Raw genomic sequence first — 25035 nt, forward strand, 5'->3', positions numbered from 1 at the left:
AAGAGGAGACATGACCACCACCTCCTGCGCCTCGTGGGAAGAGCTCGTCACCTCGGCGCTGCTCGGCACCGACCGCCGGCCGCCGCCCGCCCCGGCAGGCGGGGCCGTCGCCGGTCCGGGCGCGGGCGGAGCGGCAGCCGGGCCCGTCGACCCGCCGCTCGCGCTGCTCGACGCGGCCGCGCTGCACACCGTGCGGCGGCGGGCGGGCCTCCTGCCGGCCGCCGCCGCGCCACTGCCGCCCCCGGCCCCGCACGACGGCCGCGCCCCGCTCCCCGAGGCGGCCGCGCGGCGGCTGGCGCAGCTGCTCGCCGACCGCCCCCCGGCGGGCGGCGGACGCCGGGGCTCCGCCCCTGACCTGACCGAGCTGCTCCCGCAGTGGCTCGCCGCGGCCGACGCCCACGGCTACCGGCCGCCCGCGACCGCCCTGCCCGCGCTGCTCGACGCGGCCCGCGCGCGGACCGACCTGCGGCCCCCGGTGCTGGCCTTCGCGGGGCCGCGCGCGCTGTGGCTGGCCGCGCTCAACCCGGAGTGGAGGTTCGCGCTGCGCGGCGCGCCGGGCGGCGCGGTGCTCCCCGCGCCGGACGACGCGCCCGGGGTGCGGGCCCTGTGGGAGGAGGGGCTGTTCGCGGAGCGCGTCGCCCTCCTCGGCGCCGTACGCGCGCACGACCCGGCGGCGGCGGTGGACCTGCTGGCCTCGACCTGGGCGACCGAGCGGGCCGAGGACCGGCTGATGTTCCTGGACTCGCTGCGGGCCGGGCTGTCGGGCGCGGACGAGGCGTTCCTCGAACGCGCGCTCACCGACCGCAGCCGCAACGTCCGTTCCACCGCGGCCGAGCTGCTGTCCGCGCTGCCGGGGTCGGCGTTCGCGGGCCGGATGGCGGGGCGGGCGGCGACGTGCGTGGGCCTGGACCACACCGGGGACCGCGCGACGCTCACCGTGGAGGCGCCCCACGAGTGCGACGCCGCCATGCAGCGCGACGGTGTCGTGCCGCACCCGCCGTCGGGCCGGGGCGAGCGCGCGTGGTGGCTGGGGCAGCTGGTGGAGGCGGCCCCGCTCGCGCTGTGGCCGGACCGGCTCGGCGGGCGTACGCCCGAGGAGATCGTCGCCCTGCCGGTGGCCGACGACTGGCGGGAGGAGCTGCACGCCGCGTGGTGCCGGGCGGCGGTGCGGCAGCGGGACGCGGCGTGGGCGCGGGCCCTGCTCGCCGCCCCGTCCGCCCCTCCGGCGACGGGCCCGGGGGCGGCGTCGTCGGCCGCGCTGCTGTCGACGCTGCCGGACGGGGAGCGGGCGGCGTGGGTGGCGGCGTTCGTCGCGGCGCACGGGCTGTCGGAGGCGTTCCAGCTGCTCGGCGTCTGCACGGTGCCGTGGTCCGAGGAGCTGGGGCGGGCGGTCGTCGACGCGCTGGACATCGCGCGGGAGGCGGGCAGCTACCCGTGGAGCTTCAGCGGGGTGATGGGCCTGGCGGAGCGGTGCCTGGACCCGGCGGAGGCGGACCGCCTGGAGGTGCTGACGGCGGCGTCGGACGAGTCGGAGGACGCCGCGCCCGGCGCGGGCGGCTACTGGTCGGAGGCGTTCCGGCGCCTGGTCGCCACGCTGCGCCTGCGCGCGGCGATGCACGCGGAACTGGCCCCGCCGCCGAGCTGAACGGCCCGGACCGCCACCGGGCCGGCGCGCGGGCCGCTGCGGCGGCCGCCCAATACCCCCAAGCCCGTACGACCGGCGGCGCTCCCGTACGACCGGCGGCGCTCCCGTACGACGGGCGGCGCCCCGGCAGGGCCGGCGCCGCGAGCGGGGCCGGGCCGGGCCCGCGCGCGTGGCCGGATCAGGCCTCGGCGGCCTGGCGGACGTTGGCGTTGACCCAGTCGACGATCGACGCCGTCGTCGCGCCGGGCGTGAAGATCTCGGCGACGCCCTTCTCCTTCAGCGGCGGGATGTCCCCCTCGGGGATGATGCCGCCGCCGAAGACCTTGATGTCCTCGGCGTCGCGCTCCCTCAGCAGTTCCAGGACCCGCGCGAAGAGCGTGTTGTGCGCCCCGGACAGGATCGACAGGCCGATCGCGTCGGCGTCCTCCTGGATCGCGGTGTCGACGATCTGCTCCGGCGTCTGGTGCAGCCCGGTGTAGATGACCTCCATACCGGCGTCGCGCAACGCCCGCGCGATCACCTTGGCACCGCGATCGTGGCCGTCGAGACCCGGCTTGGCCACCACCACGCGGATAGGACCGGTCACACCCATCACTGCCTCCACATGCGACCCCCGTACCTGTATGCCGGGGAGGTGAACGAACGTTATCGCCAGCATCCCGCAAGGGGCCGTTTCACGGTCAAGAGGGAGGGGGAAATCACACGTGGGACATGTTCGCCACGGCCCCACCCGCACCGGGAGGGTCCGTGGGTCACCACCGGGACGAATGCGACCGGAGCCGCGACGAGGTCGCCGTAGCCCCGTGCCACCAGCCGCGCGGCACGGGACACGGCGATCCCCACCCCTCGGATGCGGTGCCGCCCGAGGGCATACGGGGGGACGGAGCCCCCCTCCGTATGCCACTCGTCCAGGAGGTCCGCCATGCAGCCACCGCCACCCGCCGGCACCCCGCCCCCCGAGCGCCCGCCCGCCGCCACCCCGCACCACACCGCCCCCCACCACGCCGCCCCGCGAGACGCCGCCCCCCACGACGCCGCCCCGCGGGACGCCGCACCACCAGGAGACAGCCCGCAGGGCGGCACCCGGCACGGTGACGTGCTGCGCGCGGCCGCGTTGGAGGCGGTCGTCCTCGCCGGGCACCTCCTGCTCTACCCGAGCGGCCTCGTCACCGACCGGTGCGCCGCCACGCCGTGCGGGCCCCGGCCGCCCGTGGTCCTGCTCCACGGCCTGTCCGACAACCGCTCCGCCTTCGTCCTGCTCCGCCGCGCCCTCGCCCGGGACGGCACGCGGCGCGTCGTGGCCGTCAACCACTCCCCGCTCACCCTCGACCTGCGTGCCGCCGCCCACCGGCTGGCCCGCCACGTCGAAGAGGTGTGCGAGCGCACCGGCCACGCCCGAGTGGACCTCGTCGGGCACAGCCTCGGCGGCCTGGTCGCCCGGTACTACGTCCAGCGGCTCGGCGGCGACCGGCGCGTCCGCACGGTGGTCACGCTCGGCACGCCCCACTCCGGCACGGCCGCCGCGCCGCTCGCCGGGGTGCACCCCCTGGTGCGCCAGATGCGCCCCGGCTCCGCCGTCCTGCGGGAGCTGGCCGCGCCGAGCCCGGGGTGCCGCACCCGGTTCGTGAGCTTCTGGAGCGACCTGGACCTGTGGATGGCCCCGGCCGAGACGGCGCGCCTGGACCACCCGGACCTGGACGCCACGAACGTGCGGGTCGCCGGGGTCGGCCACCTCGCGCTGCCGGTCCACCCGGCCGTCACGGCGCGGGTCGTCGAGGAGCTCGACGCCGGTCGGGCGCGATACGGAACCGCGGGGTCCGCGTCGGCGGCGTGACGTCACCCGCCCGCTCTCGAACGCATTTCGAACGTAGCGCCAAGGCTCGGTGTGCGCTCCGCCGAAAGGCGGTCGAATGCCCGGTTCCGCGGGATGCAAAACCCTCGGAAGATTGTCGGTTGCGCATACCGCCGGGTACAGTCGCGCCCACTGCTTCCCCTCTGGGCCCCTACCATCGAGCCGGGCCCGGAACTGGTCCTGCTGCCGAGGCGAGAGAGAAGTTGGTGAACGACCAGCACCCCCACGCCGGCTACGTCGGAGACGACGCGTACGCCACAGGCAGCTTCACGACCGGCGAGTTCGGTCCGCGGGACGGCAGTCACGGGACCGGCGTCCACGACACCGGCCACCCCCTGGACACCGGCGGGTACGACACCGGCGCCTACCAGGCGGCCGACCCCCTCTACGGCACCGCCCCGGGCGGCTACGACGCCGGGCACAGCGGCCAGTACGACACCTCGCAGTGGGCGGGCACCGCCGAATACACCACGTACGCCGACCAGTCGGGCCAGTGGGACGCCTCCGCGTGGACGCAGCAGCAGGAGGCCGGGCAGTACGCCGCGGCGACGGCCGCCTACGACACGACCGGCCAGTGGTACACGTCGGGTGTCGAGTCCTTCGAGACGGGCGCCTACGACGCGACCGCCTGGAACGTCTCCCCCGACACCGGCGCCACCGGGCCCGAAGGCACCGCCCCCGCCGAGACGTTCGTCCCCGAGCAGTACGACTACTCGACCGCCGACGACTACGCGACGGACGACGACTACGGCACCGCCGGCCGGTACACGGCGCACGACGGCTACGCCGCCACCGCCGGCGAGTACGCCGCGGCGGGTGACCACTCCCCCGCCGACGGCGAGTTCGGCGACACCGGCGAGCAGTACGCCGCCGCCGACGACGAGTTCGACGGGGCGCCCGAGGCCGGTGGCGCCTGGGTGCCGGAGCAGGACGGCGGCCCGTCCACGGAGACCCTCGACGAGCCCGTGCCCGTGGCGGCCGCCGCGCCCCGCCCGGTCCGGCGCGCGGGCGGCAGCCGGGGACGGCGACGCACCCCGGCGCGGCGTTCCGCGCTGCTGACGGTCGCCGTGCCGTCGGCGTGCGTGATGGGCGTCGCCGGGATCGCGGCCGCGTCCGTCAGCGGGCTGACCGAGGCGGAGGCGAAGGACGACGGCAAGGCGGTGTCCGCCGCCGACCGGGACACGGTGAAGCCGGTCGTCGCCAACAGCGCCCTCGACACGCAGCTCGCCGCCCTCGACGCCGAGGCCCTCGACTTCAGCGACCGCGCCAGCCGCACGCAGGAGCGCATCGACCTCAAGGCCCGCCAGGAGGCGGAGCGCAAGAAGCGCGAGGAGGAGGCGAAGCGCCGGGAGGCGATGCGCCCCAAGTTCGCGCTCCCCGTGGCGCTCCGCCAGCTCAGCGCCGGTTACGGCCAGGCCGGCGTCAACTGGATGTCGCTGCACACCGGGATCGACTTCCCCGTCCAGTACGGCACGCCCGTGATGGCGGCCACCGACGGGACCGTCCGCACGCAGTGGAACGGCGCGTACGGCAACATGGTGATCGTGACCGCCAAGGACGGCACCGAGACCTGGTACTGCCACCTGAGCAGCGCCAAGATCCGCTCGGGCCCGGTCAAGGCGGGCGACGTCATCGCCTACTCGGGCAACTCCGGCAACTCCACCGGTCCGCACCTGCACTTCGAGGTCCGGCCGGGCGGCGGCGCCGCGATCGACCCGGAGTCCTGGCTGCGCAGCCACGGCCTCAACCCGCGGGGCTGACCCCCGCCCGTACCGCCCCGCCCGCCCCGCCCCCACCCGTGCCGATCCCGCTGCGGGCGGACGGTACGACCCGCGCCCGCCCGGGGCGGCCGCGGGTGCCGTGCCCGGCCGGCGGTCCCGGCCGGGCGTTCCGCTCGGGCCTTCGCCGCTACAGCTTCTCGACCGGCGCGTACCGCAGGAGCAGCCGCTTCGGCTTGCCGTCGCCGAAGTCGACGGTCGCCTGCGTGTCCCCGCCCGTGCCCGTCAGCGCCGTCACCGTGCCCAGGCCGAACTGGTCGTGCGTCACCCGGTCGCCCACGGTCAGCGCGACCACCGGCTTGTCCGCCGTGCGGCGCGTCGCGAAACCGGACGGGCCGCCGCGGGAGCGGGACGCCGACAGCGAGGCGGCGACGCCGGACGCCGGGCCGACCGCGCCCGCGGGCGCCGCGGACGTGCGGCCCGTGCGCTTCCACTGCACGTGCTGCTCCGGGATCTCCTCCAGGAACCGCGACGGCGGGTTGTAGGAGGGCTGCCCCCACGCGCTGCGCATCGAGGAGCGGGTCAGGTACAGCCGCTCCCGCGCGCGCGTGATGCCCACGTACGCCAGTCGCCGCTCCTCCTCCAGCTCCTTGGTCTGGCCGAGGGCGCGCATGTGCGGGAAGACGCCGTCCTCCATGCCCGTCAGGAAGACGACGGGGAACTCCAGGCCCTTCGCCGTGTGGAGCGTCATGAGCGTGATGACGCCGGAGCCCTCCTCGTCGTCGTCCGGGATCTGGTCGGAGTCGGCGACGAGGGCGACGCGCTCCAGGAACTCGGCGAGCGTGCCCGCGGCGGGCGCGTCCTCGCCGTCGGCCTCGCCGCGCTCCTGCTCGAACTCCAGGGCGACGGCCGCCAGCTCCTGGAGGTTCTCGATGCGCGTCTCGTCCTGCGGGTCGGTCGACGCCTGGAGCTCCGCGAGGTAGCCGGTCCGCTCCAGGACGGCCTCCAGGACGACCGCCGGGCCCGCGCCGGACTCGACGACCGTGCGCAGGTCGTCCATGAGCTGGTTGAAGCGCTTCACGGCGTTCGCCGAGCGGGCCGCCATGCCGTACGCCTCGTCGACCCGCTTCAGGGCCTGCGGGAAGGTGATCCGCTCGCGCAGGGCGAGCGCCTCGATCATCGCCTCGGCGCGCTCGCCGATGCCGCGCTTGGGGACGTTGAGGACGCGGCGCAGCGGGACGGCGTCCTCCGGGTTGGCCAGGACGCGCAGGTAGGCGAGGACGTCGCGGACCTCCTTGCGCTCGTAGAAGCGGACACCGCCGACGACCTTGTAGGGCAGGCCGACGCGGATGAAGACCTCTTCGAAGACGCGGGACTGGGCGTTGGTCCGGTAGAAGACCGCGACGTCGCCCGCCTTCGCCTCGCCGCTGTCGGTGAGGCGGTCGATCTCGTCGGCGACGAACTGGGCCTCGTCGTGCTCGGTGTCCGCGACGTACCCGGTGATGCCGGCGCCGGCGCCGGCGTTCGTCCACAGGTTCTTGGGGCGGCGGCTCTCGTTGCGCTCGATGACGGCGTTGGCGGCGGACAGGATCGTCTGCGTGGAGCGGTAGTTCTGCTCCAGCAGGATCGTCGTCGCCTCCGGGTAGTCCTCCTCGAACTGGAGGATGTTGCGGATGGTCGCGCCCCGGAAGGCGTAGATCGACTGGTCGGCGTCGCCCACCACGCACAGCTCGGCGGGGACCAGGTCCTCGGACCCCTCGCCCACCAGCTCGCGCACGAGGGTGTACTGGGCGTGGTTGGTGTCCTGGTACTCGTCGACGAGGACGTGCCGGAAGCGGCGGCGGTAGTGCTCCGCGACGTCCGGGAACGCCTGGAGCAGGTGGACCGTCGTCATGATGATGTCGTCGAAGTCCAGGGCGTTGGCCTCGCGCAGCCGCGCCTGGTACATCCGGTACGCCTCGGCGAGGGTCTTCTCGAAGCCGTCGGCCGCCTGGTCGGCGAAGGTCTCCTCGTCGATCAGCTCGTTCTTGAGGTTGGAGACCTTGGCGCTGAACGACTTCGGCGGGTACCGCTTCGGGTCGAGGTCCAGGTCCCGGCAGACGAGGGCCATCAGCCGCTTGGAGTCGGCGGCGTCGTAGATCGAGAACGACGACGTGAAGCCGAGCCGCTTGGACTCGCGGCGCAGGATGCGCACGCACGCGCTGTGGAAGGTCATCACCCACATGGCGTTGGCGCGCGGGCCGACGATCTGCTCCACCCGCTCCTTCATCTCGCCGGCGGCCTTGTTGGTGAAGGTGATGGCGAGTATCTGCCCCGGGTGGACGTTCCGCGTGGCGAGGAGGTGCGCGATGCGGTGGGTGAGGACGCGGGTCTTGCCCGAGCCGGCACCGGCGACGATGAGCAGCGGCGAACCGGTGTGGACGACGGCGGCGCGCTGCTGCTCGTTCAACCCGTCCAGCAGGGCCTCCGGGTCGACGACCGGGCGCGGCGAGCCGTCCCGGTAGTACGGGTCGCGGGCGGGCGGCACGTCGAACTTCCCCCCGAAGAGGTCGTGCGGGACCTCCTCCGCGGCCGGGGTGGCCTCGGAGTCCTCGGGCGGCGGTGGCTCGTCCGCGGGGTGGCTGCGGAGGTCCGCCAGGAAGCTGTCGTCAAAGAGGCTGCTCATCGCCTACCGAGTCTAGGCGGACCCACCGACAAGCCGGGCCGGAACCGGACGCCTCACCGAGCGCCACGGCCGGTCACGGTGCGCGAGGTCACGAAAACGTATCGGGCATATCGCTCGGTGACCTTCACAGCGCCGCCACAGGTTGGCTAGCGTGCTCGCCCAAGCGGCCCGTCCCCCTTTTCGGCGACCCCCGCCGATCGAGCCGCCGCCGCCTCTTCCGGCGCGCCCGCGCCTGCCCGCCCACGGCCGGCGCGCGGCCGCCCGGAGCCGGGGACCACCCAGCACGACGGGGTGGACCGTCCACGCCGCCGCCCGCGGCGGGACCGCAGGGCACCTTCCGCATCCGCGCCCGCACCCGACGGCTCTCCCGGCAGGCGGTCCACGGAAGGAGATGCCGACCCTTGGCGTCGCATCGCAAGCCGCGCAACCGCACCACCGCCCGTCCCGTACGTGCCCACTCGCCCGCCGTCGGGTTCACGACGGCCGCCCTCGCCTCCGTGACGCTGCTGTCCAGCCAGCCCGCCGCGGCCGCCCCCGCCGTCGGCGCCCCGGGGCCCGGCGGCGGGCCCACCGTCGACGAGGTGCAGCGCAAGGTCGACGACCTGTACCGGCTGGCCGGGACGGCCCAGCGGTATCCCGCGCACCCCGCCGGGCCGGCCGCGGCCTCACCGCGGGGCGGGGACGGCGCGGTACGGGAGGGCGGGGTGCGGGAGGGCGCTGCGGGGCGCGCCCGGCTCCTGGACCTCCTCGACGCGCCGGCGCCCGCCCCCGCCCCCGCGCCGGCTCCGGTACCGGTCCCGATACCGGTACCGGCGTCGGCTCCGGCGGGTGTCGGGGCCGTGGGGGCGGTCGGGGCTCCGGTGCCGGAGGCCCCGGAGATGACCCGGGCGGCGGTGCTGACCGCGAAGCGGACCGTGCAGGCGAAGCTGGCCGGGGCGCGCGCCCTGGTGGCCCACGCCGCGCGGGCGGGGCACCGACCGCCCGGCGCGGCGCCGGCGGGGCGGGCCTGGGAGGGGCCCGGCGGCCCCGCCTGGGAGGGCCGGCCGTGGCGGACGCCCGCCCCGGGGACGCCCGAAGCCCCGCCGGCCCCGGCGGCCGGGGCCGGCGGCGGGGACCCGGCCGACGGGGCCCGCACGACGGGCACCGGCACATGCGCGGCGGTCGGCACCGGCACCGGCACCGGCACCGGCACCGGCACCGGGAGCAGCGTCGGTACGCCGGCTGCGGCGACAGGCGCCGGCACGGACGCGGGCGTCACGGGACGTGGGCCCGGCGCCGAGGGGGCACCCAGCGTCGCGGACGGGTCCGGGTACGCGGCCGAGGCGGAGAAGGTCCTCGCCTTCGCCCGCGCGCAGCTCGGCAAGCCGTACGTGTGCGGCGCGAGCGGTCCGTCCTCGTACGACTGCTCCGGGCTGACCCGGGCGGCCTGGAAGGCGGCGGGCGTCGAGCTGCCGCGCACCGCGGCGGAACAGCTGGCCGCGGGGCGGCCGGTCGCGGCGGAGGACCTGCTCCCGGGCGACCTGGTCCTCCTGGACCGGCGGCCGGGCCACGTCGGGATCTACGCGGGTGACGGCACGGTCATCCACGCGCCGGGCCCCGGCGCGGGCGTCCGCGCGGAACCGCTCGCCCGCACGGAGGTGACCGGCGCCGCCCGCCCCGCGTGACGACCGGCGCGGGCCCTGCGCGTGACGCCGTCGCGGAGCGCCCGCCCCGCACGTCGACCGGCGTGGGGCCGCCGCTCGCCGCGCGCGGGGCGCGGCGGGCGGGCGGCCGTCAGGTCCAGAGGGTGGCGATGAAGACGTTGGCCGCCGTCAGGCCGCCGACGGTGGCGAAGGCGCCGGCGCCGACCCGCTCGTCGTCCCGCTTGACGTAGACCAGGCCGAGGATCACGACGAGCAGCGCCAGCTTCACGCCGATCTTGACGTTGTCGACGGCGGCGCCCTCGGCCTGGTTCAGTCCGACCAGGGCCATGCCGGTGACCAGCATGGTCAGGGCGCCGTGCAGCATGGCCGGAACCATGCGGGCCGTACCCGCCCGCATCGCCTTCACCTGGGTCAGGAATCCGCCGAAGAGCGCGGCGATGCCGAGGATGTGCAGGGCGACGAAGACGTTGATGAGCACGTTCATGGGGCGGAGCCTAACCGTGGCCATACCATCGCCCGTCGGCCAGGTCGGCTCGTTCCCGCACACCGGTCACGGCTGATGCGGAACGACATGTTCCGTGGGCCTCCCCGGTCACGCCCCGCACCGGAAACCCTCACCCGCGGCCAATAGCGGTCAGCCGCCCGCTCCGCCCCGCCGGCCGCGCCTAGCGTCCTCCCCCAGGCACCGGCCCTCCGTCCGGCCGCACCGGCCGCCACGCGCCGGAGCCTCCCCGCGAGCCGGACGACGGCCGCGGTCGGCCGTGACGCGACCCCGGCGTGACGCGCCCCGACGTGACGCACCCGGTGGCGGAACGGCGGGACGGGACGCGACCCGACGTAGTGAAGGGAAGTGAGCGCCCTCGTGGCAGCCCACCGCAAGCCCAGGCAGCGCCCGCTCGGCGGACGGGCCGGCCGCAGGGCCGCCACCCTCGCGCTCGCCGGGGCGGCGACCGCCACCGCGTTCGAGGGCGCCGGACACGCCGCCCCCGCCCCCGGGCCCGCCCCCGCGCGGGCCGGGGCGGAGGCCGACCGGCTGTACCGCGAGGCGGAGGCCGCCACCGAGCGGTACAACGGCGCGCGGGAGCGGGCCGACGCCGCCCGGGACCGGCTCGCCGCCCTCCAGGACGAGGCGGCCCGGCACACCGAGCGGCTCAACGCCGCGCGGGACGCCCTCGGCGCGACCGCCGCCGCCCAGTACCGCGGCGGCGGCCTCGGCCCCGCCATGCGGCTGGCCTTCTCCTCCGATCCCGAGAGGCACCTGCGGGGCGCCGCCCTCGCCGAGCGGATCGGCGACCGGCAGAGCGTCGCCGTCGCGGCGCTGCGCGGTCGGCTCGTCGCGATCGGCCGGCTGCGCGCCGAGGCCGCGGACCACGCGCGGGAGCTGCGCGTCCGCGAGGCGCAGGCGCAGCGGCACAAGGCCACCGTCCAGAACCGGCTCGCCGCCGCCCGGCTGCTGCTGTCCCGCCTCACCGCCGAGCAGCGGGCCGCGTACGAGGCGGCCGCGCACGCCGGCGGCGGGTTCGGGAGCGCGGGGCGCGCGGCCCGCACCGCCCCGGACCGGCGCCCCGCCGCGGACTCCCTGCGGGCGCCCACGACCCGGGCCGCGCGGGCCGTGGCGTACGCGTACGGCGCCATCGGCCGGCCCTACCGGTGGGGCGCGACCGGCCCGGCGTCGTACGACTGCTCCGGGCTGACGCAAGCCGCCTGGCGGGCCGCCGGGGTGTCGCTGCCCCGCACCACGTACTCGCAGATCGACGCGGGGCGGCGCGTCCCGCGCGCCGGGCTGGCCCCCGGCGACCTGGTCTTCTTCCACCCGGGCCTCAGCCACGTCGGCATCTACATCGGTGACGGGCGGATGATCCACGCGCCGCGCACCGGTTCGACGGTGCGGATCGCGCCCGTCGACTCGATGCCCTGGGCGGGCGCCACCCGCGTCGGCTGAGCCCCGGCCCCGCCGCGCGCCCTACCGGCGGAGCGCCGCGCCGGCCCCCTCCAGGCGGCTCGTCAGCCAGGTGAAGACCTCCGGGACCTCCTCCGCCCACGTGGCCGTCCGGTGCCCGCCCACGACGCGGCGCACCTCGACGCGGGTCGGGGGCTGCGCGGCTGCCCGCAGGTCGAGGCCCTGCCGGTAGCCGTCGGCGCCGTCCCCGGTGTAGAGCAGGGTCAGGCGGGGCGGGGTGGGCGCGGCGCGCAGGAGGTTCAGCGGGTCGTTGGCCTTCCGCAGCCGCTCGTCCCGGCCGACGATCGAGGCGCGTTCGGCGGCCGGGTCGTTGTAGCCGGACATGCTGATCGCGTACCGGTACCGGTCGGGGTGGGCCAGCGCGACCTTCGCCGCGCAGTGGCCGCCGGCCGAGAAGCCGGCCGCGGCCCAGCCGTCGGGCGTCTGCACGGCGCGGAAGTTGTCGGTGACCATCTTCCGCACGTCGACGCTGACCCACGTCTCGGCGTTGACGACGCCGGGCACGTTGGCGCAGCCCGCGTCCGCGTCGCCGAGGAGCTTGGTGCGCGGGGAGACGAGGATGAACGGCGCGACCCGGCCGTCCCGCATGAGCGGCTCCAGCTGCTCGGTCACGCGCAGCCCGGCGAACCACGACGAGGGGGTGCCGGGGAAGCCGGAGAACAGCTCCACCACGGGGAACTGGGCGTTCCGGTAGGCCGGGTCGTCGTACTGCGGCGGCAGCCAGACGTAGACCTCGGCGCTCACGCCGGACACCGGCCCCTCCAGGAGCGTGGTCCTGAGCCGGCCGTCGGCGGACGCCGGGACGGGCCGGAACGTCTGCCGGGTCTTCGGCAGGTCGGCGATCCTGCGGCCGCCGAGCCCGTCCGGGCCGAGGTCGGCGGCCGACCGGACGTGGTCCTGCCGGCCGAGGAGGTCGTCCCAGTCGCTGAACAGGGCGTTGGTGTTGTTGACCGCGACGAACACCACGAGCATCGCGGTGACCTGCGCGAAGCCGATCATGGCGAGGCGGGCCAGGCCGCGGACCAGGAGCGGTCCGCGCACCCGGCTCCACCACACGAACGGCACCACGACCGCCACCACCGCGACGGCGGTCGCGGTCACGAAGAAGGGCGTACCCGTCAGGCTCATCACGGTTCGTAGGAGGGCGCCGGGGCCCCGCGGGTTGCCGCGGGCCTCCGTCGAACGCGCCACAGACGGCCGCGGGGGCCCCGCGGCGGAGGGCCGGGGCGGTGGAGCGGCGGGGCCGCGGAGCGGCGCGGCCGCGGAGCGGCGCGGCCGCGGGGCCCGCGCCGCGCCGACCGGGTCAGACGAGCCTGCGCGCCGTCGCCCACCGGGTGAGTTCGTGCCGGTTGGACAGCTGGAGCTTGCGCAGCACCGCCGACACGTGCGACTCGACCGTCTTCACCGAGATGAACAGCTGCTTGGCGATCTCCTTGTACGCGTAGCCGCGCGCGATGAGCCGCAGCACCTCGCGCTCGCGCTGGGTCAGCCGGTCGAGGTCCTCGTCGACCGGCGGCGCGTCCGTCGACGCGAAGGCGTCCAGCACGAAGCCGGCCAGGCGCGGCGAGAACACCGCGTCGCCCTCCTGCACGCGGAAGACGGAGTCGACCAGGTCGGCACCGGTGATGGTCTTGGTGACGTAGCCGCGCGCGCCGCCGCGGATCACCCCGATGACGTCCTCCGCGGCGTCCGACACCGACAGCGCCAGGAACCGCACCGGGGACTCGGCGGCCGCCATCAGCGGCGCGCAGCGCCGCAGCACCTCGACCCCGCCGCCGCCCGGCAGGTGCACGTCGAGCAGGACCACCTCGGGGCGGGTCGCGGTGATGACGGCGACCGCCTGGTCGACGTCGGCGGCCTCGCCGACGACCTCCACGCCCGTCTCCTCCGTCCGCCCGATCTCGGCCTGGACGCCGGTACGGAACATCCGGTGGTCGTCGACGAGCACCACCCGCACCCGCCGCTCCACCGGCGCCCCGCCCGGTTCGCCGCCCGGCTGCCCCTCCGTCCGTCCGGCCGCCTGCCCGCCCACCGGTCCGCCCGCTTCCGTCATCCGTCCGCCTCCTGCGCCCTGTCCATCTCCAGCTCCACCTCGGTGCCGTCGCCCGGCGCCGACCGCACCCGCGCGGTGCCGCCGTGGCGACGCATCCGCCCGATGATCGACTCCCGTACGCCCATGCGGTCCGCGGGGACCGCGTCCGGGTCGAAGCCGGGCCCCCTGTCCCGTACGGAGACGAACACCGTACGGCCGTCGACCTCCGCGTACACCTGCACGGCGCCGCCCCCGCCACCGTACTTGGCGGCGTTGACCATCGCCTCGCGCGCGGCCTGCATCTGCGCGGCCAGGCCCTCGTCGAGCGGGCAGTCGCCGACGACGACCACCTCCAGCGGCACGCCGTGCTTGTCCTCCACCTCGGCGGCGGCCCTCCTGACCGCCTCGGCGAGCGTCTCCGGCTCCTCGGCCTCGTCCTTCCCGGTGCCCTCGGGCCGGTACAGCCAGTTCCGCAACTCCCGCTCCTGGGCCCGGGCGAGGCGCCGGACCTCGGCCGGGTCCTCGGCGTTCCGCTGGATCAGGGTGAGCGTGTGCAGCACCGAGTCGTGGACGTGGGCGGCCACCTCGGCCCGCTCCTGCGCGCGGATGCGCATCGTCCGCTCCTCCGACAGGTCCTGCGACATCCGCACCAGCCAGGGCCCGGCCAGCAGCGCCATCCCCGCCAGCACGGCTATCGCCGCCGTCAGCGCGGTGCCGAGCTGGGCGGCCGAACCGCGCACCACCAGGAACACCGCCAGCCCCATGCCGACGAGCGCCACCCCGGCGAGGCCGCGCACCAGCGGGAACAGCCGCCTGCGGCGGCCGGAGTCGGTCGTCCACCGGGCCCGGCGGGCGTTGTCCGCCTGCCGCCACACCAGGACGACGCCGACGCCGACGAGCAGGGTCGGCCACACGTACCGGTTGGCCTCGCCGCCCAGGTCGACCGTGCCGACGAACACGGCCGCCCCGGCCAGCAGGGCGACCAGCGCCACCACCTGCCCCCGGTCCGGCTTGCGGAGCCTGCGCCGCCCGTCGGGGGCGGTCGCGAACACCGTGCGCGGCTCGGCGGACCGGCCGCCGACCCCGAGGGGCACGGCGATCCAGAACGCGGCGTAGAGCAGGACGCACAGCGGCCCGTCGGCGAGGAAGAGCCCGAGGAACGTCAGCCGCACCCAGACCACCGGCAGCCCGAGGTGCCCGGCGAGCCCGCGCGCGACCCCGCCGAGCATCCGCCCGTCGGCGCTCCGGTAGAGCCTGCGCGCGGGCGGGTCCTCGGTCGTCTCGGGCGGACGGGCGGCGACTGGCATGGTCCGATCGTCACACGCCCCCGCCCCCCAAACATCAGGGACGGCCCTGACCCCGACCCTGAGACGCCCCCCGGGCGCGCGGGGTCGGGGGAATATCAGGGGTCGGCCAGGGTCGGTACGGGTGCTCTCGCGGGGGACGGGCGGTCACCATGGTCGTATGACGAGCGCGACGCCCGCCCCTCCGGATGTGCCCGGGGCCCCACCGCACCTCCCGCCGCTGCGCCGTACGCGGCGGCAGAAGGTGGTCGCCGGGGTGTGCGGGGGGCTCGGCCGGCACGTCGACGTGGACCCGGTGGTGTTCCGCGTGGTGACGGGCGTGCTCGCGGCGGCCGGCGGCATCGGGTTGATCTTCTACGGCTTCGCCTGGCTGGCCCTGACCGCCGACGGCGAGGACGAGAACGAGGCGCGGCGCCTGATGACGGGGCGCGTCGGCGGCGCGTCCCTGACCGCCGTGCTGATGGCGCTGGTCGGCTGCGGGCTGTTCCTGTCGATGGTGGGCGGCAACGGCAACGCGATCGGCTTCGCCATCCTGCTGGCCTGCGCCGCGGGCGGCGCGGCGGTCTGGTCGCAGCGGCGGCGCCACCCCGAGGGGGGCCGGGAGCCCGCGGCGGCGGCGCAGGCGGCGGGCCCCGAGGCGCCGCCCGAGACGAAGGCCCCGCCGCCGCCGGACGCGCCGTCCTGGTGGCGCGACCCCATCGTGAAGGACGGTTCGACGGGCCCGGTGCCGGTCGGCTACCTGTGGGGCCCCGTGGACGGCGCGCCGGACGGCGGCCCCCGCCGCCCGCCGACGCGCGCGGCGCGGCGCGGGCGCGTCTCCCTCGGCGGCCCGGTGTTCGTGCTGGCGCTGGCGGCGGGCGCCGCCGGTACGGCGTCCACGTGGGCCGGCCAGCCGCTCGCCACGGCCCTGCAGACCGGTCTGGCGTGCGCGCTGGCCGTGTTCGCGCTCGGCCTGGTGCTCAGCGCGTTCGTGGGGCGTACCGGGGCCGGCACGGTCTTCCTGACGGTGGTGACGGCGCTGCTCCTCGCCGGCGCCTCGGCGCTGCCGCGGCAGATCGGCACGGACTGGACGCGGGTGGAGTGGCGGCCGGCGTCGGTCGCGGACGTACGGCCGCGGTACGCCCTCGGCAGCGGGGTCGGGACGCTCGACCTGTCCGCGCTGGACGTCCGCGCGGGCCGCACGGTCCGCGTGGCCGCCGAGGTCGGCGCGGGGCGCCTCGCCGTCACGGTGCCGGCGGACGCGACCGTACGGGTGCGCGCCCGCGCGGACCTCGGCGACGTACGACTCCCGCCGGCCGGACCCCCCACCGGGGGCGCCACGACCGGCGGGGGCGCGACCGCCGGCGCCCCGACCGACCGGGCCGACGCGAACGACGACATCGACCCCGCGCTGGACCGCGACGTCACCCGGACCCTCCTGCCCCCCGCGGGCGGCGCGCCGGGCGGGACCCTGGTCCTGGACCTGCGGATCGCGGCCGGACTGGTGGAGGTGACCCGTGCCGCGGGTTGAGTTCCGGCCGGGGCGGCTGGTCGTCGGCCTCACGGGCCTGGCCGTGGCCGTCGTGTACGGCGGCGGGGCGGCGGGCGCCTGGGACGCCGCCTGGTACGCGGTGGTCCCGCTGCTCTGCGGTGGCCTGGGGCTCGCCGCGGCGGCCGGCTGGGCCGGCTACCGGCTGCGGCGCCGGCGCGCCGCGAGGGCCGCGTCGACGGAGAGCACCGGCGCCCCGGCGAGCACCAGCGGCAGCCACGCCATCAGGTAGGCCAGGTCGTTGCCGTGGTAGTACGGGTCGCTCCGCCAGCTGACCGTCAGCCACAGGCTCAGCGAGACGAGCGCCCCGCCCGCCGCGGCCACCCGTGCCAGCAGCCCGGCGAGCGTACCGAGCCCGACGGCGACCTCACCGGCGGCGATCGCGTACCCGTACGGGGCGGGGTCGCGCAGCGCCTGGTCCACCAGCCAGGGCACGGCCGAGGCGTCCCGGACGGACCGCATCAGCTCGCCGACCGACCCGGGGCCGGTCGCGGCGGTGAACCGCGCGTCGGTGAGCTTGTCGAGGCCCGCGTAGACGAAGGTCACCCCGAGGAAGACCCGCAGCGGCAGCAGCGCGTACCGCGCGAGGGCCTCCCGCCGCGCTCCCCGGCCCCGCCCGCCGCCCACCGTGTGTGCCATGTCCCCGCCCTCGCTCGTCCGCCGCGCGGCCGCCCTCCGGCCCGCCCCTGGAGTACGGGCGGCGGGGAGCGCCGGTTCACCGGGCCGGCGGACGGCCCGGGAACGGCCGCGGCCGCCGCCCACGGGGTGGACGGCGGCCGCGTACGGGCGGGTGGGGTCACTCCCACTCGATGGTGCCCGGGGGCTTGCTGGTGACGTCGAGGACGACGCGGTTGACGTCCGCGACCTCGTTGGTGATGCGGGTGGAGATGCGGGCGAGCACGTCGTACGGCATGCGCGTCCAGTCCGCCGTCATGGCGTCCTCGGACGAGACGGGGCGCAGCACGATCGGGTGGCCGTAGGTGCGGCCGTCGCCCTGCACGCCGACCGAGCGGACGTCGGCGAGGAGGACGACCGGGCACTGCCAGATGTCGCGGTCCAGACCGGCCGCCGTCAGCTCCTCGCGGGCGATGGCGTCGGCCTCCCGGAGCAGGTCCAGGCGCTCCTTGGTGACCTCGCCGACGATGCGGATGCCGAGGCCGGGGCCGGGGAACGGCTGCCGCTGGACGATCTCCTCCGGCAGGCCGAGCTCCTGGCCGACCATGCGGACCTCGTCCTTGAACAGCTTGCGCAGCGGCTCGATGAGCTGGAACTCCAGGTCCTCGGGGAGGCCGCCGACGTTGTGGTGGGACTTGATGTTGGCCGTGCCGCTGCCGCCGCCGGACTCCACGACGTCCGGGTAGAGCGTGCCCTGCACGAGGAACTCCACCGCCGGGCCCTCGTCCGCGATGATCTCGGCCTGCGCCTGCTCGAAGACGCGGATGAACTCCCGACCGATGATCTTCCGCTTCTCCTCGGGGTCGGAGACCCCGGTGAGCGCGGCGAGGAAGCGCTCCTGCGCGTCGACGACCTTCAGCTGGACGCCGGTCGCGGCGACGAAGTCCTTCTCGACCTGCTCGGTCTCGCCCTTGCGCATCAGGCCGTGGTCGACGTAGACGCAGGTGAGCTGGGAGCCGATGGCCCGCTGGACGAGCGCGGCGGCCACGGCGGAGTCGACACCGCCGGACAGGCCGCAGATGGCGCGCTTGTCGCCGACCTGCTCGCGGATGGCGGCGACCTGCTCCTCGATGACGTTGCCCGTCGTCCAGGACGGCTCGATGCCCGCGCCCCGGTACAGGAAGTGCTCCAGGATCTGCTGGCCGTGCGTGGAGTGCATCACCTCGGGGTGGTACTGCACGCCGTACAGCTTCTTCTCGTCGTTCTCGAAGGCGGCGACCGGCACGACGTCCGTGGACGCGGTGACGGCGAAGCCCTCGGGCGCGGCCGAGCAGGCGTCGCCGTGGGACATCCACACGGACTGCTCGCCGGGGGTGCCCTCGAAGAGCGTCGACCCGTTCCTCGTCACCTGCAGCCGCGTGCGGCCGTACTCGCGGGCGCCGGTGTTGTCGACGGTGCCGCCGAGGGTCTCGGCCATCAGCTGGAAGCCGTAGCACATGCCGAAGACGGGGACGCCGGCCTCGAAGAGCGCGCGGTCGAGGCGGGGCGCGCCCTCCTCGTACACGGAGGAGGGGCCACCGGAGAGGATGATCGCCCTGGGGTTCCTGGCCAGCATCTCGGACACCGGCATGGTGGACGGGACGATCTCGCTGTAGACCCGGGCCTCACGGACGCGGCGGGCGATGAGCTGGGCGTACTGCGCGCCGAAATCGACAACGAGGACTGCGTCCGGGTCGGTGTCGGTCGAGGCGGCAGCGGGGGTCGCTGATGACACTACGGCGGCCTTCCGGCGGTGGGAGGGGTCGGGTATCAGTCAATTCTACCGGCGCGGCCGACGGTCCTTTTCGTCTCACCATCCGAACCGCCCGGGGGCGCGGCTGGCCGCGGCGCGGCCCGGGGGTCCATACTTGCCGCCATGCGCACGCACACGACCTTCGTCTTTACCTATGGCACCGGCTGGTCCGGCTGCCGTGGTCGTGCTGCTTAGCAACTGACGACTTCACCAGGCGCCCCGGGCCGACAAGGCCCGGGGCGCCTGTCGTCTCCGCCGGGCCGTACGCCGCCCCGGGGCTCCGCCCGACGAACGAGGAGCCCCCAGCGATGACCCCCACGACCACCCCCGCCGAGACCGCCCGTGCCCGCACCACCGCCGGGACCACCGGCGCGCGGACGGAGGACGCCGCCGAACTGATCACCGGCGCCCGTGAACGCGTCGACGCCCTCGACGACCGGATCATCGGCCTCATCCAGGAGCGCGTGGCCGTCTCGGCCGTCATCCAGGAGGCCCGCATCGGCTCCGGTGGGCGCCGGATCGACCTCGCGCGGGAGATGCAGGTCCTGGCCCACTACCGGGACGCCCTGGGCCGGCCGGGCACGGCGCTGGCGATGACGATGCTGGAGCTGTGCCGGGGCCGCGTCTGAGTTCGGCCCCGTCTCTCACCCGTACGGCGCGTGACCCGGGCCACACCACCTCGTTGGTCCCGGTGTCCGTGCCAGCCAGGGGCGGGCCGCAGCAAACCACGCGTGGCTCCGCTGGAGCGTGTGGCGCACCGCTGGGTGCGCCGTGGGACCTCGCTCCAGTGTGCGTGACCGGGCGGCAGGGGACAGCAGCCCGGTCACCGGAAGAGCGGTCGGCCCCGGGGACGCCCGGAGCCGACCGCACCGGACCGTCCCGTCCCGAGTCGGTCCGGCAGCACCATCCCCCAGCACCACGGTCCCGCGGCTCCGCGGTCCCGCAGACACCCCGAGCCCCACCTCCCCGCGCGGCGCGCCCTTCCACCCCCGGCGCCGCGCTCGGCCCCGGCGCAGCCCTGACCGCCGGTCGCCGACCCGGGCCCCGCCCCGCCGCCGACCGGCCGGGCGGGGCCTTCGGGCGTCCGCTTCCGCCGCGCGTGACACAGGACACATAAAGAAGTTGTCAGGACCCGTGCAACCAATGCGCGGGGTCGCGGGTCATGTATGCGAAACCAGGGCCACACCCGTCACGCACGCGGGCACGGGCCCGACCCGCATACGTGTCGCATCCGGCGGCACCCAGGACCCTGAGGTCTCCCACGTGAAGCTTCGCCGCGCCATGGCCGTCGCCGCCGCGACCGCCGTCATCTCCCCCGCCGCCTTCCTCATGGCTCCGGCCGCGTTCGCGACGGGCCCGACGCCGTCGGTGGAGGCCGAGGCCTCCGCGTCCCCGTCCCCCGTCGAGGAGGAGACGGAGTCCGCGGAGCCCACCCCGTCCGCCGACGAGACCGCGACCACCCCGGCCGAGGACGAGGAGAAGGGCGAGGCGACCACCGCCCCGGCGCCGTCCGTCAGCGCCCCGGCGCCCTCCGCGTCCCCGAGCACCTCGGTCTCGCCGTCGACCGGCACGAGCGCCTCCCCGTCGCCCTCCGAGGAGCCGGGCTCCTGCGAGGACGAGACGGACAACTCCGACGTCCACACCGAGCTGCGCGGCATGCCCTCGAAGGTCGTCGCCGGCTCCGGCTGGAAGAACTTCACCTACCGCGTCACGAACAAGTCCGACCGCGACTTCAAGCAGGTCGAGGCGTACGTCATGACCGAGGCGGTCGACGGCAAGGAGTTCGAGGACATCTCGCGCTTCGTCACCGTCGAGGTCGACCTGGGCGACGGCTTCGAGTCCATCGACGACATCGAGGGCTACTTCGGCCAGACGCAGCTGAAGGCCGGCGAGTACGCCGACGCGCCGATGCGCCTCAAGGTCGACGCCAAGGCCCCGGCCGGCTTCGGCGTGGCGGTCACCCTCGGCGTCAACGTCACCGAGAAGAACGTCTGCGAGTACGGCGACGTCAACATCTACGACTTCGACATCCTCGCCGCCGGCACCAAGCCCGGTGCCGTCGACGACGCCGAGGGCAAGCCCGGCAAGCCCGACAACAAGCCCGGCCCGCAGGGCGGCCTGAACGAGATGCCCGTGACCGGCACGCTCGCCGAGACCGGTTCCAGCTCGATGCTGCCGACCATCGGCATCGCCGGTGGCGTCGCCATCGTCGCCGGTGCCGGCGTCGTCTTCGCGCTGAAGCGCCGCAACAGCGGTGCCACCGCCTGACGGCACACCCGCTGAACCAGGGAGGCGCTGCACTCGGAGGGGGGTGCAGCGCCTCTCGTCGTGTCCGGAGCCGTTTCCGCAGGCGTGCCGCGGAGCCGCTCCCGCAGGCGTGTTCCGCAGCCGCTCTCGTAGGCGTGTTCCGCAGCCGTCTCCGGACCCCGCCGCCCCGGTGGGCTCAGCCCTCCGGGGGGACGGCCGACGCGGGCGGGGCCTTCGGGGGGACCTTCGGCAGGCCGAGGAAGGGCAGCTTCAGGGCGGCGAAGGCGTGCGGCGGGACGGCCGGGGACTTCGGTTCGACGGGCGTCAGACGCCGGTAGCCCTCCCCCTGCGCCGGGCGGGGGTCCGGCTCGCCCTTGTTGGGCCAGAGGGACATCGCGCGCTCCGCCTGCGCCGTGATGGTGAGGGAGGGGTTCACCCCGAGGTTCGCGGAGACGGCGGCGCCGTCCACGACGAGGATGCCGGGGTGGCCGTACAGGCGGTGGTACGGGTCGATGACGCCGTCCCGCGCGCTCGCGCCGATGACGCAGCCGCCGAGGAAGTGCGCGGTGAGCGGGGTGCCCATCAGCTCGCCGACGTTCGAGCCCGCGAAACCGTTGATCTCCTCGGCGAGCAGGGACGCCGCCCGGGTCGCCGCCGGGATCTGCTTCGGGTTGGGTGAGCCGTGGCCCTGCCGCGCGGTGAGGAGGCCCTTGCCGATGCCGCCCGGCTTGCGGTACGTCGTCAGCGAGTTGTCCAGCGACTGCATGACGAGACCGATGATCGTCCGCTCGGACCAGCGGTGGTTGGAGAGCGAGCGCAGCGCGAGGACCGGGTGGCGGACCACGTTGCCCAGCCAGGCCGCGACGCGGTTCCTCGCCAGCGGCACCTGGAGGATCGACAGCGAGCCCATCGCGTTGGAGCCCTTGCCGTAGCGGACCGGCTCGATGTGGGTGGCCGCGTCGGGGTGGATGGACGAGGTGATGGCCACGCCCCGGGTGAAGTCGGCCTTCGGCACGCCGTGGCGCCTGCGGTAGCGGCGGTCGGTGGTCTGGGAGCCGACGAGCGCCTCGGAGTTGGTGCGGGTCAGCTCGCCCAGGCGGTCGGAGAGGCGCGGCAGCAGCCCCTGGTCGCGCATCCGGTGCAGGAGCGTCTGCGTCCCGTACGTCCCCGCCGCGACGACGACGAACCGGGCGCGGTACGTGCGGGGCGCGGCCTTGCGCCGGTTGGTCGGCACCGTCGTGACGCGGTGGCCGCCGCGGCCGTCCTCGGTCACCTCCGTGACCGTCGTCATCGGGTGGATCACCGCGCCGGCCTTCTCGGCGAGGTACAGGTAGTTCTCCGTGAGCATGTTCTTCGAGCCGTGCCGGCAGCCCGTCATGCACTCGCCGCACTCGTTGCAGGCCCGCCGGGACGGGCCGGCGCCGCCGAAGTACGGGTCGGGCACCTCGTCGCCGGGGGCGGCCCGGGTGGCGCCGTCCGCGTCCCGCCCGTCGCCGAAGAAGACGCCGACGGGCGCGAGGTGGAAGGTGTCGCCGACGCCCATGGCCTCGGCGGTCGCCTTCAGGTGCACGTCGGAGGGGGTCATCGTCGGGTTCAGGCGGACGCCCAGCATCCGCTTGGCCTGGTCGTAGTACGGGGCGAGTTCGTCCTGCCAGTCGGTGATGGCAGCCCACTGCTTGTCCCGGAAGAACGCCGGCGGCGGCACGTACAGGGTGTTGGCGTAGTTGAGGGAGCCGCCGCCCACGCCCGCGCCGGCCAGGACCATGACGTTGCCGAGGAGGTGGACCCGCTGGAGGCCGTACAGGCCGAGGGCGGGCGCCCAGAGGTACTTGCGCAGGTCCCAGGAGGTCCTGGGGAGCGTGCCGGGGGTGAAGCGGCGGCCCGCCTCCAGGACGGCGACGCGGTACCCCTTCTCGGTGAGGCGCAGGGCCGACACGGAGCCGCCGAAGCCGGAGCCGACGACGACCACGTCGTAGTCGTACGCGTCGTCCTCCGCGGCTTCCGGCGCGGTTCCCGACGGTTTCTGGGCAGGGGGGACCTCGGACATGGCTCTCCTCGTACCGGAAGGGGTGAAGCGGGCGGCGCGCCGGTCCGTCGTCAGCGCAGGCGCAGGGCCTTCATCAGTCGCAGGCTGCGGCTCATGAAGGCCGCGTACTTCTCGTCGTCCATGCCGAACGCGGGGGCGAGCGGCATGAGGCGCTGGTGGGCGACGGTCTGGGCCTCGGTGTACTTGAGGATGCCCTCCGAGCCGTGCCGGCGGCCCAGGCCCGAGTCCTTCATGCCGCCCATCGGCGCCTGCACGCTGCCGTACGCGGCGCCGTACCCCTCGTTGACGTTGACGGTGCCGGCGCGCAGCCGGGCCGCGACGGCGAGGCCGCGGCGGCCGTCCTTCGTCCAGACGCTGGCGTTGAGGCCGTACGGGGTGGCGTTGGCGCGCTCGACGGCCTCGTCCTCGTCGGTGAAGCGGTACACCGAGACGACCGGGCCGAAGGTCTCCTCGCCGCACACCGCCATCGGCTCCCGCACGCCGTCGAGGATGGTCGGCTCGTAGAAGAGCGGGCCGACGTCGGGGCGGGCGACACCGCCGGCGAGTACCTCCGCCCCCTGCGCGACGGCCTCCTCGACGTGCCGCACGACGGTCTCCAGCTGCCGTTCGCCGACGAGCGAGCCCATGTCCGCGCCGTACGCGAGGGACGTGCCCAGCCGCATCGCCTTCGTCCGGGCGACGAAGCGCTCCAGGAAGGCGTCGGCGACGGACTCGTGGACGTAGAGCCGCTCGATGGAGATGCACAGCTGGCCCGCCGAGGAGAAGCAGGCGCGGACGGCGCCCGCGGCGGCCTTCTCGATGTCGGCGTCGCGCAGCACGAGCATGGCGTTCTTGCCGCCCAGTTCGAGGGAGACGCCGACGAGCCGGGCCGCGGCGCCCTTGGCGACCTCGCGGCCGGTGCGCGTGGAGCCGGTGAACGAGACGTAGTCGGCGTGCCGGACCACCTCCGGGCCGACCACCGGGCCCTCGCCGAGGACGATCTGGAACACCTCGGCGGGCAGCCCCGCCTCGACGAGCAGGTCACGGGCCCACAGGGCGGTCAGCGCCGTCTCGGTGTCGGGCTTCATGACGACGGCGTTGCCGGCGGCGAAGGCGGGCAGCGCGTCGCCGACGGACAGTTCCAGCGGGTAGTTCCACGGCGAGATCTGCCCGACCACCCCGCGCGGCTGGCGCAGCTCCGTGACCTTGGTGAGGGCGGGTACCGCGCCCCCGCGGCGCTTCGGCCCCAGGTAGGCGGCGGCGCGCACGCCGTAGTGGCGGGCGGCGATGGTGACGGCCTGGATCTCCTCGTGGGCGTGCAGCCGCGCCTTGCCGGTCTCCAGCTGGATCAGGTCGAGGACCTCCGCCTGGCGCTCCAGCAGCAGGTCGTGGAAGCGGAGCAGGACGGCCGCGCGGCGGCGGACGGGCGTGGCGGCCCAGGCGGTCTGGGCGGCGCGGGCGCGGGCGAACGCCTCGGCGACGTCCTCGGGGGTGGACTCGGGCAGCTCCGCCAGCCGCTCCCCGGTGAAGGGGGTGTGGTTGGCGGTCCGGCCGGAGCCGACGACGCCGCGGGTGAGCTGGGCGACGACCTCGGGCGTGACCACGTCGGCGGCCGTCCGCGCGGCCGCGGGCGCGGGGGCCACGGGGTTGGTCGCCCCGGGCGGCACGGGCGCCGTCGGCGCGGCGGCCGGCGTGGACGAGGGTGCGGTGGCGTTGGCGCGGGCCTGCGTGTCCGTCATGGGGGCGAGGGTATGCGGGAGCGGCCGCTTTGGGTACCCGGCGGTAACGTCTTTTCGCCGGGCCCGCACACCGCGCCAGTGTTCACTGGCAGATAAGCCCTGATCAGCGCGTATCCGCACCCGCCGGCGGGGCGGGACGGGCCGGCGGAAGCCGCGTCGGACGGCGGGCGGGCCGCGGGCGGTGGTGGGGCGGGGTTCGTGGACGGTCGCGGGTGGTGGGGGCGGCGGCCGGGCGGGGTCCGTGGACGGTCGCGGGCGGTGGGGGGCGG

Annotated in this window: 19 protein-coding genes; 9 read left to right on the forward strand and 10 right to left on the reverse strand. The window is 75.8% G+C overall.

Annotated features, from left to right (window positions below):
• The first annotated feature begins 10 nt into the window (after positions 1-10).
• On the forward strand, positions 11-1645 hold the full coding sequence (locus LPA54_RS20675; protein WP_228979953.1) for a DUF5691 domain-containing protein: 1635 nt from the start codon (positions 11-13) through the stop codon (positions 1643-1645).
• Positions 1646-1823: 178 nt separating this feature from the next.
• On the opposite strand, the gene LPA54_RS20680 is transcribed toward LPA54_RS20675, so the two are convergent.
• Positions 1824-2237 (reverse strand): cobalamin B12-binding domain-containing protein, encoded by a 414-nt coding sequence (locus LPA54_RS20680; RefSeq protein WP_228979954.1) that lies wholly within the window; start codon positions 2235-2237, stop codon positions 1824-1826.
• 330 nt (positions 2238-2567) lie between these two features.
• Here LPA54_RS20680 and LPA54_RS20685 point away from each other — a divergent pair, with 330 nt between their 5' ends.
• Both LPA54_RS20685 and LPA54_RS20690 read left to right on the forward strand, forming a co-directional pair.
• On the forward strand, positions 2568-3479 hold the full coding sequence (locus LPA54_RS20685) for a triacylglycerol lipase (RefSeq protein WP_228979956.1): 912 nt from the start codon (positions 2568-2570) through the stop codon (positions 3477-3479).
• 224 nt (positions 3480-3703) lie between these two features.
• Positions 3704-5257, forward strand: a complete 1554-nt coding sequence (locus LPA54_RS20690; protein WP_228979958.1) for a M23 family metallopeptidase — start codon at positions 3704-3706, stop codon at positions 5255-5257.
• Between the two features lie 148 nt (positions 5258-5405).
• Here LPA54_RS20690 and pcrA read toward each other — a convergent pair whose 3' ends face one another.
• A complete protein-coding gene (gene pcrA, locus LPA54_RS20695; RefSeq protein ID WP_228979959.1) occupies positions 5406-7880 on the reverse strand; it encodes a DNA helicase PcrA in 2475 nt (824 codons plus the stop codon).
• Positions 7881-8281: 401 nt separating this feature from the next.
• Here pcrA and LPA54_RS20700 point away from each other — a divergent pair, with 401 nt between their 5' ends.
• Positions 8282-9544 carry a C40 family peptidase gene (locus tag LPA54_RS20700; protein ID WP_228979962.1) on the forward strand — a complete coding sequence of 421 codons (1263 nt, stop codon included), beginning with the start codon at positions 8282-8284 and terminating at the stop codon, positions 9542-9544.
• 109 nt (positions 9545-9653) lie between these two features.
• On the opposite strand, the gene LPA54_RS20705 is transcribed toward LPA54_RS20700, so the two are convergent.
• Positions 9654-10007 carry a hypothetical protein gene (locus tag LPA54_RS20705; RefSeq protein WP_228979964.1) on the reverse strand — a complete coding sequence of 118 codons (354 nt, stop codon included), beginning with the start codon at positions 10005-10007 and terminating at the stop codon, positions 9654-9656.
• 378 nt (positions 10008-10385) lie between these two features.
• On the opposite strand from LPA54_RS20705, the gene LPA54_RS20710 reads away from it, so the two are divergent.
• The gene (locus tag LPA54_RS20710) at positions 10386-11465 is read left to right on the forward strand and encodes an NlpC/P60 family protein (protein WP_228980003.1); all 1080 of its coding nucleotides are present in this window, start codon (positions 10386-10388) and stop codon (positions 11463-11465) included.
• 21 nt (positions 11466-11486) lie between these two features.
• Here LPA54_RS20710 and LPA54_RS20715 read toward each other — a convergent pair whose 3' ends face one another.
• The 3 genes from LPA54_RS20715 to LPA54_RS20725 form a co-directional block, all read right to left on the reverse strand.
• Positions 11487-12584 carry an esterase family protein gene (locus LPA54_RS20715; protein WP_228979966.1) on the reverse strand — a complete coding sequence of 366 codons (1098 nt, stop codon included), beginning with the start codon at positions 12582-12584 and terminating at the stop codon, positions 11487-11489.
• Between the two features lie 202 nt (positions 12585-12786).
• On the reverse strand, positions 12787-13536 hold the full coding sequence (locus LPA54_RS20720) for a response regulator transcription factor (protein WP_267487394.1): 750 nt from the start codon (positions 13534-13536) through the stop codon (positions 12787-12789).
• Positions 13533-14822 (reverse strand): ATP-binding protein, encoded by a 1290-nt coding sequence (locus LPA54_RS20725; RefSeq protein ID WP_228979968.1) that lies wholly within the window; start codon positions 14820-14822, stop codon positions 13533-13535. Before LPA54_RS20725 ends, LPA54_RS20720 begins: the two co-directional genes overlap by 4 nt.
• A gap of 157 nt (positions 14823-14979) precedes the next feature.
• Between LPA54_RS20725 and LPA54_RS20730 the strand changes: the two genes are divergently transcribed.
• Complete coding sequence (locus tag LPA54_RS20730; protein ID WP_228979969.1) at positions 14980-16329, forward strand: PspC domain-containing protein; 1350 nt, start codon at positions 14980-14982, stop codon at positions 16327-16329.
• Complete coding sequence (locus tag LPA54_RS20735) at positions 16316-16579, forward strand: hypothetical protein (RefSeq protein ID WP_228979970.1); 264 nt, start codon at positions 16316-16318, stop codon at positions 16577-16579. The genes LPA54_RS20730 and LPA54_RS20735 overlap by 14 nt, the downstream gene beginning before the upstream one ends.
• Here LPA54_RS20735 and LPA54_RS20740 read toward each other — a convergent pair.
• Both LPA54_RS20740 and guaA read right to left on the reverse strand, forming a co-directional pair.
• Positions 16486-16986, reverse strand: a complete 501-nt coding sequence (locus LPA54_RS20740) for a DoxX family protein (protein WP_228979971.1) — start codon at positions 16984-16986, stop codon at positions 16486-16488. The two genes, LPA54_RS20735 and LPA54_RS20740, sit on opposite strands and share 94 nt — an antisense overlap.
• Before the next feature lie 157 nt (positions 16987-17143).
• Entirely contained in the window at positions 17144-18736 is a 1593-nt protein-coding gene (guaA, locus tag LPA54_RS20745) for a glutamine-hydrolyzing GMP synthase (protein ID WP_228979975.1), read from the reverse strand.
• A gap of 326 nt (positions 18737-19062) precedes the next feature.
• Between guaA and LPA54_RS20750 the strand changes: the two genes are divergently transcribed.
• Positions 19063-19383, forward strand: a complete 321-nt coding sequence (locus tag LPA54_RS20750) for a chorismate mutase (protein WP_228979976.1) — start codon at positions 19063-19065, stop codon at positions 19381-19383.
• A 634-nt stretch (positions 19384-20017) separates the two neighbouring features.
• The gene (locus tag LPA54_RS20755; RefSeq protein WP_228979979.1) at positions 20018-21022 is read left to right on the forward strand and encodes an LPXTG cell wall anchor domain-containing protein; all 1005 of its coding nucleotides are present in this window, start codon (positions 20018-20020) and stop codon (positions 21020-21022) included.
• Positions 21023-21197: 175 nt separating this feature from the next.
• On the opposite strand, the gene LPA54_RS20760 is transcribed toward LPA54_RS20755, so the two are convergent.
• Both LPA54_RS20760 and LPA54_RS20765 read right to left on the reverse strand, forming a co-directional pair.
• Positions 21198-23048, reverse strand: coding sequence for a GMC family oxidoreductase (locus tag LPA54_RS20760; RefSeq protein WP_228979985.1), 1851 nt, complete (start codon positions 23046-23048; stop codon positions 21198-21200).
• 50 nt (positions 23049-23098) lie between these two features.
• Positions 23099-24766, reverse strand: coding sequence for a succinic semialdehyde dehydrogenase (locus LPA54_RS20765; protein ID WP_228979987.1), 1668 nt, complete (start codon positions 24764-24766; stop codon positions 23099-23101).
• Between the last annotated feature and the right edge of the window lie 269 nt (positions 24767-25035).

It is taken from the genome of Streptomyces sp. DH12, from assembly GCF_020873895.1.
Taxonomy (GTDB): Bacteria; Actinomycetota; Actinomycetes; order Streptomycetales; family Streptomycetaceae; genus Streptomyces.

Excerpts from the sequence above, each read along its gene's own strand:
- LPA54_RS20760 (WP_228979985.1), bottom strand. The coding sequence starts at position 23,048 with ATGTCCGAGGTCCCCCCTGCCCAGAAACCGTCGGGAACCGCGCCGGAA.
- LPA54_RS20740 (WP_228979971.1), bottom strand. The coding sequence starts at position 16,986 with ATGGCACACACGGTGGGCGGCGGGCGGGGCCGGGGAGCGCGGCGGGAG.
- LPA54_RS20725 (WP_228979968.1), bottom strand. The coding sequence starts at position 14,822 with ATGCCAGTCGCCGCCCGTCCGCCCGAGACGACCGAGGACCCGCCCGCG.
- pcrA (WP_228979959.1), bottom strand. The coding sequence starts at position 7,880 with ATGAGCAGCCTCTTTGACGACAGCTTCCTGGCGGACCTCCGCAGCCAC.
- LPA54_RS20730 (WP_228979969.1), top strand. The coding sequence starts at position 14,980 with ATGACGAGCGCGACGCCCGCCCCTCCGGATGTGCCCGGGGCCCCACCG.
- LPA54_RS20685 (WP_228979956.1), top strand. The coding sequence starts at position 2,568 with ATGCAGCCACCGCCACCCGCCGGCACCCCGCCCCCCGAGCGCCCGCCC.
- LPA54_RS20675 (WP_228979953.1), top strand. The coding sequence starts at position 11 with ATGACCACCACCTCCTGCGCCTCGTGGGAAGAGCTCGTCACCTCGGCG.
- LPA54_RS20720 (WP_267487394.1), bottom strand. The coding sequence starts at position 13,536 with ATGACGGAAGCGGGCGGACCGGTGGGCGGGCAGGCGGCCGGACGGACG.
- LPA54_RS20680 (WP_228979954.1), bottom strand. The coding sequence starts at position 2,237 with ATGGGTGTGACCGGTCCTATCCGCGTGGTGGTGGCCAAGCCGGGTCTC.
- LPA54_RS20750 (WP_228979976.1), top strand. The coding sequence starts at position 19,063 with ATGACCCCCACGACCACCCCCGCCGAGACCGCCCGTGCCCGCACCACC.
- LPA54_RS20705 (WP_228979964.1), bottom strand. The coding sequence starts at position 10,007 with ATGAACGTGCTCATCAACGTCTTCGTCGCCCTGCACATCCTCGGCATC.
- LPA54_RS20765 (WP_228979987.1), bottom strand. The coding sequence starts at position 24,766 with ATGACGGACACGCAGGCCCGCGCCAACGCCACCGCACCCTCGTCCACG.